The sequence below is a fragment of the Frankia sp. EI5c genome, from assembly GCF_001636565.1.
Classification (GTDB): domain Bacteria; phylum Actinomycetota; class Actinomycetes; order Frankiales; family Frankiaceae; genus Parafrankia.
Map to the genome: position 1 here is coordinate 37,723 of NZ_LRTK01000076.1, position 11,737 is coordinate 49,459.

Annotated in this window: 8 protein-coding genes and 5 pseudogenes; 8 read left to right on the forward strand and 5 right to left on the reverse strand. The window is 73.7% G+C overall.

The window, feature by feature from the left end; translation table 11 throughout:
- The first annotated feature begins 9 nt into the window (after positions 1-9).
- From UG55_RS22050 to UG55_RS41730, 5 genes and pseudogenes are all read left to right on the forward strand, one after another.
- Entirely contained in the window at positions 10-1,431 is a 1,422-nt protein-coding gene (locus UG55_RS22050; RefSeq protein WP_066072550.1) for a maltokinase N-terminal cap-like domain-containing protein, read from the forward strand.
- Positions 1,432-1,561: 130 nt separating this feature from the next.
- A pseudogene (locus UG55_RS41710) lies at positions 1,562-2,141 on the forward strand (1,4-alpha-glucan branching enzyme); the annotation flags it as partial.
- Between the two features lies 1 nt (position 2,142).
- Positions 2,143-2,784 (forward strand): annotated as a pseudogene (locus UG55_RS41715) (alpha-amylase family glycosyl hydrolase); the annotation flags it as partial.
- Between the two features lie 35 nt (positions 2,785-2,819).
- Positions 2,820-3,470, forward strand: a pseudogene (locus UG55_RS41725) (1,4-alpha-glucan branching enzyme); the annotation flags it as partial.
- Between the two features lies 1 nt (position 3,471).
- Positions 3,472-3,880, forward strand: a pseudogene (locus UG55_RS41730) (alpha amylase C-terminal domain-containing protein); the annotation flags it as partial.
- A gap of 126 nt (positions 3,881-4,006) precedes the next feature.
- Here UG55_RS41730 and UG55_RS22060 read toward each other — a convergent pair.
- Together UG55_RS22060 and UG55_RS22065 are read right to left on the reverse strand one after the other, a co-directional pair.
- Positions 4,007-4,912 carry a tetratricopeptide repeat protein gene (locus UG55_RS22060; protein ID WP_066072556.1) on the reverse strand — a complete coding sequence of 302 codons (906 nt, stop codon included), beginning with the start codon at positions 4,910-4,912 and terminating at the stop codon, positions 4,007-4,009.
- A 368-nt stretch (positions 4,913-5,280) separates the two neighbouring features.
- On the reverse strand, positions 5,281-5,577 hold the full coding sequence (locus UG55_RS22065) for a thiamine-binding protein (protein WP_066072561.1): 297 nt from the start codon (positions 5,575-5,577) through the stop codon (positions 5,281-5,283).
- Between the two features lie 192 nt (positions 5,578-5,769).
- Here UG55_RS22065 and UG55_RS22070 point away from each other — a divergent pair.
- Both UG55_RS22070 and UG55_RS41735 read left to right on the forward strand, forming a co-directional pair.
- On the forward strand, positions 5,770-6,891 hold a 1,122-nt coding region (locus UG55_RS22070), incomplete at its 3' end, for a HAMP domain-containing sensor histidine kinase (protein ID WP_242424933.1).
- A gap of 15 nt (positions 6,892-6,906) precedes the next feature.
- Positions 6,907-7,269: a two-component system response regulator gene (locus tag UG55_RS41735; protein ID WP_396230972.1), complete on the forward strand. Its 363-nt coding sequence runs from the start codon at positions 6,907-6,909 to the stop codon at positions 7,267-7,269.
- Positions 7,270-7,298: 29 nt separating this feature from the next.
- Here UG55_RS41735 and meaB read toward each other — a convergent pair whose 3' ends face one another.
- The 3 genes from meaB to UG55_RS22090 form a co-directional block, all read right to left on the reverse strand.
- Complete coding sequence (gene meaB / locus UG55_RS22075; RefSeq protein ID WP_066072583.1) at positions 7,299-8,276, reverse strand: methylmalonyl Co-A mutase-associated GTPase MeaB; 978 nt, start codon at positions 8,274-8,276, stop codon at positions 7,299-7,301.
- A 32-nt stretch (positions 8,277-8,308) separates the two neighbouring features.
- Positions 8,309-9,493, reverse strand: a complete 1,185-nt coding sequence (locus UG55_RS22080; protein WP_066072569.1) for an acetyl-CoA C-acetyltransferase — start codon at positions 9,491-9,493, stop codon at positions 8,309-8,311.
- A gap of 1,251 nt (positions 9,494-10,744) precedes the next feature.
- The gene (locus tag UG55_RS22090) at positions 10,745-11,302 is read right to left on the reverse strand and encodes a SigE family RNA polymerase sigma factor (protein ID WP_066072586.1); all 558 of its coding nucleotides are present in this window, start codon (positions 11,300-11,302) and stop codon (positions 10,745-10,747) included.
- A 118-nt stretch (positions 11,303-11,420) separates the two neighbouring features.
- Here UG55_RS22090 and UG55_RS22095 point away from each other — a divergent pair.
- Positions 11,421-11,737: pseudogene (locus tag UG55_RS22095) on the forward strand (crotonyl-CoA carboxylase/reductase); the annotation flags it as partial.

Consider the following 11,737-nt stretch of genomic DNA (forward strand, 5'->3'; position numbering starts at 1 on the left):
AGGTCGAGCATGACGGACCAGCACTCGGAGCTCGCGGCCCTGCTCGCGGACTGGCTGCCGCGGCAGCGGTGGTTCGCGGGCAAGGGCCGCCCAGGCGGACGGCCGCACGTCGAGCAGGACGTCCGCCTGAGCCCCGACCCGGCCACGGGCATGGTGCTGCGCATGCTCGTCGTCAGGGTCGGCTTCGACGACGGCGGGCCGAGCGACTACTACCAGGTGCCGCTGGTCATCCGGGAGGACTCGCCCTTCGGCCACGAGGGCTTCCTGATCGGCGAGCTGTCCACCGGTGTGGTCTACGACGGCCTGCGTGACGCCGACGGCAACGCCGCCCTGCTGGCCTACCTGCGGCACGGCGCGAGCCGCGAGGGTCTGACCGCGACCACCGTGGAGACCCTGGCGGAGGAGGACCTCCCGGCGCGCCCGGTGGGGGCCGAGCAGTCGAACACCTCGATCGTCTACGGCGAGGCGTACATCCTGAAGGTCTTCCGCCGGCTGTGGCCGGGCATGAACCCCGACCTGGAGATCACCCGGGTGCTGGCGCGGGCCGGCAGCGACCACGTCGCGCGGCCGGTCGCCTGGCTGTCCGGCCAGCTCTCCGGGGTACCGACCACGTTCGCGTTCATGCAGGACTTCCTGCGCACCGGTGCCGAGGGTTGGCTGCTGGCGCTCGCCAGCGTGCGCGACCTCTATGCCGAGGGCGACCTGCACGCCGACGAGGTGGGAGGTGACTTCGCCGCCGAGGCCGAGCGCCTCGGCGCCGCCACCGCGCAGGTGCACCGCGATCTGGCCGCCGCGCTCCCGACCCGGCCGGCCGACGCCGCCGCGCTCGGCGAGGTCGCCGACTACCTGCACCGGCGGCTCGACGGCGCGCTGGCGGCCCTGGCCGAGCTGGCGCCGTTCGAGGCGGCGCTGCGGTCCGCCTACGACGAGGTCCGCTCCACCGACCATCCGGCCCCGTTCCAGCGCATCCACGGCGATCTGCACCTGGGCCAGGTGCTGCGGGTCGAGTCCGGGTGGGTGCTGTTCGACTTCGAGGGCGAACCGGCCCGGCCGGTCTCCGAGCGCACGGTGCTGGAGTCCCCGCTGCGCGACGTCGCGGGCATGCTGCGCTCGTTCGACTACGCGGCCCAGTCGATGCTGCTGGAACGGCAGGACGAGCCGGCGCTGGCCTACCGCGCGCTGGAGTGGGCCGAGCGCAACCGCGACGCGTTCTGCCGGGGGTACGGCGCCCAGTCCGGCGCCGATCCGCGGGACGGCGGGGCGCTGCTGCGCGCGCTCGAACTGGACAAGGCCGTCTACGAGGTGCTGTACGAGGCACGCCACCGGCCAGGTTGGATCGGCATCCCGCTGCGGTCGGTCGCCCGGCTCACCGCCGCCCCCGCGGGACGGAGTGTGGCGGCGGCCCTCGAGGGCTCGGACAGCGCGACCTGACCGCGACCCGGCGCGGCCCGGCCGCGGCGGACGGCGGCGCGACGGCGCAGGCGGCGGCTTCGGCCGCGGCCGGAAGGGGATCTCGACGACGAGACCTCGACGACGACAGACAGAAGGACAGGTGGCCGTAGTGGACGATCCCGACGACCTGGGACGGCACGGGTCCGTGAACGGGCGCCCCGAAACGGTGCGCCTGTCCCGACCCACCGACATCGCCGTGGCGGAGCGGCCCGCGGCGCCGGACCCGGCCAGCGCCCCCGCGGTCGACCTGCCGCGCGAGGAGCTCGACCGCCTGGTCGGTGGCGCCCACCCCGACCCGCACGGCATTCTCGGGGCACATCCCGCCGGCGACTGGACGGTCCTGCGCGCGCTGCGTCCCGACGCGAGGGCCGTCACCGCGCTCGTGGCCGGCGCCCGCCACCCGATGATCCGACTGCACAGCGGCGGGGTGTTCGCCACCGTCGTCCCCGGCACGCCGGCCGACTACCAGTTCGAGGTCAGCTACCCCCACTCGACCCACGTCGTCGACGACCCCTACCGACACGCCCCGACGCTCGGTGAGATGGACCTGCACCTGATCGGGGAGGGCCGGCACGAGCAGCTCTGGACGGTTCTCGGCGCACATGTCCGCCGGCTGGACGTCGCCGGCCGCCAGCGGGCCGTGCCGGGGGTCAGCTTCGCGGTGTGGGCCCCGAACGCCCGTGGCGTGCNGGTGGTCGGTGACTTCGACTTCTGGGACGGCCGCGGCCTGCCGATGCGCTCACTGGGCTCGTCCGGCGTCTGGGAGCTGTTCGTGCCCGGGGTCGAGGCGGGCACCCGCTACAAGTACGAGATCCTCGGGGTCGACAGCGTGTGGCGGCAGAAGGCGGACCCGCTCGCCTTCGCGACCGAGCGGCCACCGGCCACCGCCAGCGTGGTCACCGAGTCGCACTACACCTGGCAGGACGCGGCCTGGCTGGAGAGGCGTGCGGCCACCGCCTGGCACGCGGCCCCGATCAGCATCTACGAGATCCACCTTGGTTCGTGGCGGCGCGGGCTGAGCTACCGGGAGCTCGCCGAGACGCTGCCCGAGTACCTGGTGGAGAACGGCTTCACCCACGTCGAGTTCCTCCCCGTCGCCGAGCACCCGTTCGGCGGTTCCTGGGGCTACCAGGTCACGTCCTACTACGCCCCGACCTCGCGCTTCGGCAGCCCGGACGACTTCCGCCACCTCGTCGACGCCCTGCACGCCGCCGGTATCGGCGTGATCGTCGACTGGGTGCCCGCGCACTTCCCCCGGGATGCCTTCGCGCTCGGCCGTTTCGACGGCGCCCCGCTCTACGAACACCCGGACCCCCGCCGCGGCGAACAGCCNGACTGGGGAACCTACGTGTTCGACTTCGGACGTNCCGAGGTCCGCAACTTCCTGGTGGCCAACGCGCTGTACTGGCTGCAGGAGTTCCATGTGGACGCGCTGCGGGTCGACGCCGTCGCCTCGATGCTCTACCTGGACTACTCGCGGCCCTCCGGCGCCTGGACGCCGAACCGCCACGGCGGCCGGGAGAACCTGGAGGCGGTCGAGTTCCTGCAGGAGGTCAACGCCACCGTCTACCGGGTTGTGCCCGGCGCGATGATGATCGCGGAGGAGTCCACGGCCTGGCCGGGGGTGACCCGCCCGACCCACCTCGGCGGCCTGGGCTTCGGCTTCAAGTGGAACATGGGCTGGATGCACGACACCCTGGACTACTCGTCGAGGGCACCGGTGTTCCGCACCTACCACCACCATCAGATGACGTTCTCGATGATGTACGCCTACTCCGAGAACTTCATCCTGCCGTTCAGCCACGACGAGGTGGTGCACGGCAAGGGCTCACTGCTGCGGAAGATGCCGGGCGACCGGCGGACCCAGCTGGCCAACCTGCGGGCCCTGTACGGCTACATGTGGGCCCACCCGGGCAAGCAGCTGCTGTTCATGGGCTGCGAGTTCGCCCAGGACAACGAGTGGAGCGAGGCCACCACCCTGGACTGGCACCTGCTCGACGACCCCGGGCACGGCGGGGNGGCGCAGCTCGTGCGGGACCTCAACCACGCCTATCTCCGGGCCCCGGCGCTGTGGGAGCGCGACACCGAGCCCAGCGGGTTCTCGTGGATCGACGCGAACGACGCGGAGAGCAACGTCCTCGCGTTCGCCCGCTGGTCGGCCGACGGCGATCAGGTGCTCGCCTGCGTGACGAACTTCGCCGGTGTCGGCCATGTCGGCCACCGCCTCGGGCTGCCGTTCGCCGGCCGCTGGCGCGAGATCCTCAACACCGACGCGCTCGACTACGGCGGCGGCGGCATGGGCAACCTGGGCGCGGTGACGGCGCTGCCGGAACCCTCCCACGGGCTGCCGGCCTCGGCGACACTCACACTGCCCCCGCTGGGCACCATCTGGTTCCTGTACGACCCGCAGGAGTCACCCGCCGGCTGAGACCGGCGGGCCCTGGCAGGTGCCCCGGCCCGGGCAGGTGCCGGCCCGGGCGGGGGCACTGGGACCGCCCCGCCGGCACCTGCCAGGCGCCCGGCCATCGTCAGAACAGCGCGCCAGAACAGCGCGTCAGAACAGCGCCGCCGCGAGAGCCCGCCGCGCGGGGGCGACCGCCGGCTCGTCGTCGCCCAGCGCCTTGAAGAGCTCGACCAGATGCGCGCGCACCCGCTCCCGGTCCTCCCCGGAGGTCCGGCGGACGAGCTCCACCAGCCGGTCGAAGGCGGTGGCCGGGTCGCCCTGGGCCACCGTCAGGTCGGCGACCGCCAGCCCGGCCTCGACGTCGTACGGGTCGGCCGCGAGCCGCTGGCGCAGCCAGCCGGCGTCGTAGCCGCTCACCCGGCGCAGCAGCGCCACCCGGGCCAGCCCGATGGTGGCCTCCGGATCGGCCGGGGCCTCGGCGAGCTGGGCCTTGTATGCCTCGGCCGCGGCCTCCAGGTCACCGGCGGCCATCGCCTCCTGGGCCGCGGCGAGGTGCGGCGCCGGGGGCTCGCCGCCCGGCCCGCCCGGCAGCTCCCCGACCGCGCTGAGCAGCTGGTCCAGCCAGGCCCGCGCCTCGCGCTCGGGGATGGCCCCGGTGAACTCACCGACGATCCGGCCGCCCACCACCGCCTTGACCGCGGGGATCCCCTGCACCCCGGCGGCCTGTGCCAGGCCGGGGTTGGCGTCCACATCGACCTTGGCGAGCACCCAGCGACCGCCGTCGGCCGCCGCCAGCCGCTCCAGGACGGGGCTGAGCTGCTTGCAGGGCCCGCACCACGACGCCCAGAAGTCGAGGACGACGGGCACCTCCATGGAGCGGTTCACGACCTCGGTGGCGAACGTCGCCTCCGTCACGTCCACGACGACCGGGCCGCCGGCACCGGCGGGCGGCGCCGCGCCCGGACCCGGCTGCCCGGCGGGGGGCGGCGGGGGGGCGGGCCTGGGGTCGAGGGGAACGGCGCCGGCGAGCCGCAGCCCGCCGAGAGAGTCGGGCATTCGGCCCGGCCCGCCCCTGCGCTGCGGGCCGGGTGGGACAGGTGACCTCCGCTGCATGGTTCCATCGTTACACCCGGCGGTAGCGGGTCGGGTGCCGCCGGGCGACTTTTTTCGCGTGTGGCCGGCCCCTGCCGCCCCCTCGCCGGCCCTCAGCCGAGCCCGTGCCGATTCCCGGCCGACTCCCGGCCCGGCGCTCGGGCAGTGCTCGGAAAGAGCTCAGACACGGCTCAGAGCCCGTTCTGAGCCCCTTCAGAGCCCCTTCAGAGCCGTTGAGGGCCGGCCCGGACGCCAAGCCGAGCCCCCGGGAACAGGCGACCACCCTGAGACCACTCAGGACGGACACCGCGGNGGCGGCACGCGGGGCCGGCTCAGCCGTCGGCGAGATGCCGTTCCAGGCTCGCCACCTTGCCGTGGAGCGCATCGCTGACACCGGGCCGGATGTCGGCCTTGAGCACCAGGCTCACCCGCCCGCACTGGGCCGCGACGGCCTCGGTGGCCTGCCGCACGACCTCCAGGACCTCGGCCCACTCACCTTCGACCATGGTGAACATCGCGTTGGTCTCGTTGGGCAGCCCGGAGTCGCGCACGACCCGGACGGCCGCGGCGACCGGAGCCGCGACATCCTCGCCGACACCGACCGGAGTGACGCTGAAAGCAACAAGCATGCGACAGACCTACCACGGCCGGCCCACACCGGGCGCCTACACTTCTGCGGAGTCGGTTCGTCACCGGACGTCGACAAAGTCCGGGACGCAACCCGCCTCAGCCAAACCCGGGACAACGCCCGCTGACAGTAAGCCCTACCATGACCCGCCGTGGGGTGGATGCAGATTTATGACGAGACGGACGAGGCTTAGGTGGGGCTGAGTACCCTCCTCGACACGCTGACGGACCTGGTGGTGATCGTCGGCGCGGACGGACGCGTCCGCGAGCTCAGCTCCAGCGCGCGCGCGTTCCTCGCCGACCGGGTGGGCCCCGCGCCGCACCTGCACGAGCTGTCGAGCGTGGTGGAGCCCGCCTCGCGGGCCGACCTGGCCAACCCGGTCTCGCAGGCGCTGACCCGGGGTGGGGTGTGGCGGGGCACCGTCCGGCTGGTCGACGCGGGCGGGGCGGTGGCCCCCTACGCGGTGACGGCCCGGCTGGATCCCGCCGGCGGGATCGTCATCGTCGCGCGCGACACGGTCGACGCCCGAGCACGCAGCGCGGCCGAGGCGGACTCGCGCTCCAAGGACGAGTTCGTCGCCCGGCTCGGGCACGAGCTGCGCACGCCGCTGAACGCGATGCTCGGCTTCGCCCAGCTCCTGGAGCTGGAGCCGCTGACGCCCGACCTGCACGAGGACGTCGAGCGCATCATCACCGGCGGCCGGCACATGCAGGCCCTCATCGACGACGTCCTCGACCTGGCCCGGCTGCGGGCCGGCCGGGGGGACATCAACAAGGGCCCGGTGAACGTCCTGGACATCGTCCAGGGGGTGGTGGAGCTGGTGGAGCCGCTGGCGGAGCGCCGCGGCATCCGGCGGGTCATCCACCCGGCCCGGCCGCTCATCGCCGACGCCGACCGGCGCCGGCTCTGGCAGGTTCTGCTCAACCTGATCGGCAACGCGCTCAAGTACGGCCGGGAAGGCGGCAGCGTCCGGGTCGGCATCGTCCCGGTGACGGGGTCACGGATCCGCATCGAGGTGGAGGACGACGGGGTCGGCCTCTCGCCGTCCGCGCTGTCCCGGCTGTTCCGGCCGTTCGAGCGGCTCGGCGCGGAGGACACCGGCGTCGAAGGGAGCGGGCTGGGCCTCGCCCTCTCGCACGCCCTCGTGACGGCGATGGGCGGTGTCCTGACGGTGGCCAGCAGGCCCGGGGTGGGCAGTGTCTTCGCCGTGGTCCTCGACGCCGTCGACATCCGGTACGACAACGCGGACGAGGACCCGGAGGAGGCGCCCGGCGAGCAGCAGCTCGAACCCGGTGGCCTGCGCGTGGTCCACGTCNGCGGAGATCCCGGGATGCGCGAGCTCATCACCGACGCGCTGGCCAGCGCGCTCGGGGCCGACACCATCAGCGTGCCGCGCGGCGCGCTGGCGGTCGAGGCGATCCGGCGGGCCCGCCCGTCCCTGGTGCTGCTCGACCGCGACATGCCGGACGTGACCGCGGTGGACCTGCTCCCCCGGCTCGCGGCCGACCCGGTGGCCGGAATGGTGCCGGCACTGGTCCTCGCCGCCGACGCCGATCCGGACGAGTGGACCCGCCTGCGCCGCGCCGGCGCCACGCAGGTCCTCGGGACGCCGTTGGACATCACGACCCTGATCGCCGCGACCTCCCAGCTCACCGCTTCCGAGCGCACCGCCCCCGAGCGCACGGCCGGCTGAGCCCGGGCTCAGCCGGCTGAGCCCGGGCCTCAGGGGGTCGGGCCTGCGGGGGAAGCCGTCCTGAGCTGGCTCAGGAGAGTGTCGGCGGCGCTGTAGGGGTCAAGGCTGCCGTCGGCCACCCGCGCGGCGAGCTCGGCCAGCCGGTGGCCGTCGTCAAGGTCACCCAGCCGGGCCCGCAGGCCCGCCAGCGCGATCTGGGAGATCTCCTCGGACGCGCGCCGCAGCCGGCCCGCGCGCAGCGCGCCCTCGGACTCCAGCCAGCTCTGGTGCCGGTCGATGGCGGCCAGCAACTCGGGCAGGCCCTGGCCGCTGACCGCGTCCAGGCGCATGACCTCGGGCCGCCAGCGGGCCGGGCCGGCCAGTCGCAGCGCTCCCACGAGGTCCCGGTAGGTGTGGTCCGCCCCGGGGCGGTCCGCCTTGTTGACGACCAGGATGTCGGCGATCTCCATGATCCCCGCCTTGGCGGCCTGGATGCCGTCGCCCATGCCCGGTGCCAGCAGGACCAGCGTCGTGTCCGCGAGGGCGGCTACATCCACCTCCGCCTGGCCGACGCCGACGGTCTCCACCAGCACGACGTCGAAGCCGGCGGCGTCCAGGACCCGCAGGGCCTGCGGGGTCGCCCAGGACAGGCCGCCCAGGTTGCCCCGGGTCGCCAGCGAACGGACGAAGACGTCCGGGTCGCCGGTGTGCTCGACCATCCGGACCCGGTCGCCCAGCAGGGCGCCGCCGGTGAACGGGGAGCTCGGGTCGATGGCGAGCACCCCCACCCGCTGGCCCCGCGCCCGGTAGGCGCGGACCAGCGCCGAGGTCGAGGTCGATTTCCCCACCCCGGGTGCCCCGGTCAGCCCGATCACCCGCGCCCGGCCCGTGTGCGGGGCCAGCAGGGCGCTGACCTCGCGCAGGGCGGCGGACGAGTCCTCGACGAGGGAGATCAGGCGGGCCACCGCGCGGCGGTCGCCCGCCAGCGCGGCGGCGGTCAGCTCCGCCGGGTCGGCCCGCGCGGACATCCGCACGGGCCGCACCCCCGCGGAGCCCACGGTCAGGCCGGGACGCGCAGGATCAGCGCGTCGCCCTGCCCGCCGCCGCCGCACAGCGCGGCCGCGCCGACACCGCCGCCCCGCCGCTGCAGCTCAAGCGCCAGGGTCAGCGCGATCCGGGCGCCGGACATGCCGACCGGGTGCCCGATCGCGATCGCGCCGCCGTTGACGTTGGTGATGTCGGTGCTGATCCCGAGCTCCCGGAGCGACTGGATGCCGACAGCGGCGAACGCCTCGTTGATCTCGACCAGGTCGAGGTCGGCCGGGGTCAGCTTCTCCTTCGCCAGCGCCGCCTTGATGGCCTCGGCCGGCTGCGACTGCAGGGAGTTGTCCGGCCCGGCGACGTAGCCGGCGTGGCCCACCTCGGCCAGGATCGGCAGGCCCAGCTCCTCGGCCTTGGCCCGGCTGGCGACGATCACCGCGGCCGCGCCGTCGGAGATCTGGGAGGCGTTGCCGGCGGTGATCGTGCCCCCGTCGACGAACGCGGCGCGCAGCCTCGCCAGGCTCTCGGCGGTGGTGTCGCCGCGCACACCCTCGTCGGCGCTGACGACGACCGGCTCACCGCGGCGCTGCGGCACCTCGATCGGCACGATCTCGTTCTCGAACAGCCCGTTCTTCGCCGCCGCGGCCGCCCGCTGGTGCGACAGGGCGCTGAACTCGTCCTGCTGCGCGCGGGTGATGTCGTAGCGGCTGTTGTAGCGGTCGGTCACGGTACCCATCGACACCTGGTCGAAGCCGCAGTTCAGCGCGTCGGCCGCGATGGAGTCGGTGACGGTGGTGTCGCCGTACTTCACGCCCGGGCGCAGCGCCGGGATCAGGTGCGGTGCCCGGGTCATCGACTCCATGCCGCCGGCGACGACGACGTCGAACTCACCGGCGTTGATGTAGGTGTCGGCGAGCGCGATGGCGTTCAGGCCGGAGAGGCAGACCTTGTTGAGGGTCATCGCCGGCACGGTCAGCGGAACCCCGGCCTTCGCCGCGGCGTGCCGGGCGGCCGCCTGGCCCGACCCCGCCTGGATCACCTGCCCCATGATCACGTACTGGACGGCCTCGGGAGACAGCCCGGCGCGCTTCAGGGCGCCGGCGATGGCGATTCCGCCGAGCTCGACGGCGGTGAAGTCCTTGAGGGCGCCGGAGAGCTTGCCGATCGGGGTGCGGGCACCGGCCACGATGACAGAACCGGGCATGGACGCCTCCTGGAGGTTCACGGGTACCGGGCGCGGCCGCGCCACGGCGCGCCGGGGGGAGAAACTGGGAACTCTCCCTGCCACAATAACGTGATCTTGATCCGCGCGCCGGGGACGCCAGCCTCCGGACCGCTCCCCGGCCGGGGGGTGTGACGAACATCCCGCCGCCCGACGCGGGCACGCCAGGGCGGTTCGGGACGAGCCGGACAGATCAGGGAGACGGGCCGGGCCAGGGAGACGGGCCGGGCCGGGTCAGGAACGGGCCGGGTCAGGAAAAGGTGCCGCAGGCCGCGAGGAACTGCGCGTTGGCGCTCGCCGCGGTCGCCTGGGTGCGGACGGCCTGCCCCGCGACCAGCCCGTCCGGCGTGATCTGGACGGGCGTGGTGACGATCTGGAAGTCCGCGCCGTCCGACGACGTCCCGGAGATGACGCGCAGCCCGTTCTCGTCGCNGCGGAACCCGAAGCCGCCGTCGTCGCGCACGCCGGCCGCCAGCCGGAGGCCCGCCGCGGGGGTGGCCTGGGAGATGACCCCGCGAGCCGCGTAACGCAGCAGGACGTAGTCGTCGATCCCGTCCCGGCTGGCCGTGCGGACCAGGATCTCGGCGAACCCGTCCCCGTTCGCGTCCACCACCGCGCGCACCGCCGGCAGCTGCAGGCCCGGCAGGTCGACCGCGGCCGACCCACCGCGGGAGAAGGCGACCTCCACCTTCGTGCCATTGAGCCGAACCTGGTCGGGGCTGCCGTCACCGTCGACGTCGTTCGCGCCCGCCGGCCGGGTGACCGCGGTCGGCAGATCGGCGGAGGCGGCGCCTCCCGACCCCGTCGTCGAACTCGCGGTCGGGCTCGACGGGCTCGTCTCCGGCGGTGTCGTCGCGGTGGTCGGCGGCGGGGAGGTGGACGGGCGGCGGGTCGTGGAACCGCCCGACCCGCCACCGGAGCCACCCGAGCCGCTGCCGGAGCCGGGCGGGCGCGACGTCGCCGGCGGGTTCGGCTCCATGATCGAGGAGGTCACCAGCGGCGGAGCGGCCGGCTCGACGACCTGGTTCGAGGAGGGATGCGGGCGCACCGCGACGAAGGCCAGCGCGATCAGCCCGGCCATCACCACGCCGCCGGTGGCCATCAGCGGCAGCCGCCACCAGCGACGACGCTCCACACCGGCCCGGATCTGCCGCAACGCGTCCGGGGACGGGCGCACCGGTTCCACCGCCGCCCGCAGAAGCCGGGTGAGCTCCTCGGGTTCGAGCCCGCCGTTCACCGCAGGCCCTCCAGCTTGCCGCTCAGCGCCGAGAGCCCTCGTGACGTGTAGGCCTTGACCGACCCGACGCTGCATCCCATGACCGCGGCGGCGTCAGCCTCCGACATGTCCGCGTAGTAGCGGAGCACGACCGCCTCTCGTTGCCGTCTGGGCAGCTCGCGCAGTGCCTGGACCACGGCGGCCCGTTCAACCAGAGAGTAGGCCCCCTCCTCCGCGCTCGCCGCGTCGGGCATCGGCTTGGGAGCGTGCTTGAGAGCAACCAGTCGACGACGGAGGGTCGATCGTGCGAGATTGACCACCGTCTGACGGAGGTAGGCCAGTGCCTTGTCCCTGTCCTGCAGGCGGCCCCAGGCCCCGTGCACCCGGATGTAGGCGTCCTGGACGACCTCCTCGCACAGTCCGATGTCATCCAGCAGCAGTGCGGCGAGACGGACGAGGGACCGGTAGTGCTCGGAGTAGAGCGCCGTCAGAGCGGCGTCGGCATCGCGCGCGACAGCGCTACGGGTGGCGTCGCTCCGCGCAGGCACGGGTCGCCACCCTTCCACGACTGTCATGGGCGCGGTCACAGAACGTCTGACGCGCGCCGAGCCTCCAAGGTTGTCCCAGAAGTTCTATCGCGTCGCGACCCACACCGACACCCCTCAGTTCACGACAGCCGGAGGTAGATCGAACATGAAGCACGTTCTCGACGCGATCATGACGGCCGGGGAGCCCTCGGCGGCGCGGCGGGCCGAGTTCGCGGCCCTGCCGGTGCCGGAGTCGTACCGGGGGGTGGTGGTGCGCAAGGACGAGGTGGGGTTGTTCGAGGGGCGGGCGTCGCGGGACAAGGATCCGCGGGAGTCGTTGCATGTGGATGAGGTGGCGACGCCGGAGCTGGGGCCGGGTGAGGCGCTGGTGGCGGTGATGGCGTCGTCGGTGAACTACAACACGGTGTGGACGTCGATTTTCGAGCCGTTGTCGACGTTCGGGTTCCTGGAGCGGTATGGGCG

What these genes read in the sequence shown, in the direction of transcription:
- meaB (WP_066072583.1), bottom strand. Translation starts at nt 8,276, where the DNA reads ATGTCCGCGCGGGCCGACCCGGCGGAGCTGACCGCCGCCGCGCTGGCG.
- UG55_RS22050 (WP_066072550.1), top strand. Translation starts at nt 10, where the DNA reads ATGACGGACCAGCACTCGGAGCTCGCGGCCCTGCTCGCGGACTGGCTG.
- UG55_RS22090 (WP_066072586.1), bottom strand. Translation starts at nt 11,302, where the DNA reads ATGACAGTCGTGGAAGGGTGGCGACCCGTGCCTGCGCGGAGCGACGCC.
- UG55_RS22060 (WP_066072556.1), bottom strand. Translation starts at nt 4,912, where the DNA reads ATGCCCGACTCTCTCGGCGGGCTGCGGCTCGCCGGCGCCGTTCCCCTC.
- UG55_RS41735 (WP_396230972.1), top strand. Translation starts at nt 6,907, where the DNA reads ATGCGCGAGCTCATCACCGACGCGCTGGCCAGCGCGCTCGGGGCCGAC.
- UG55_RS22065 (WP_066072561.1), bottom strand. Translation starts at nt 5,577, where the DNA reads ATGCTTGTTGCTTTCAGCGTCACTCCGGTCGGTGTCGGCGAGGATGTC.
- UG55_RS22080 (WP_066072569.1), bottom strand. Translation starts at nt 9,493, where the DNA reads ATGCCCGGTTCTGTCATCGTGGCCGGTGCCCGCACCCCGATCGGCAAG.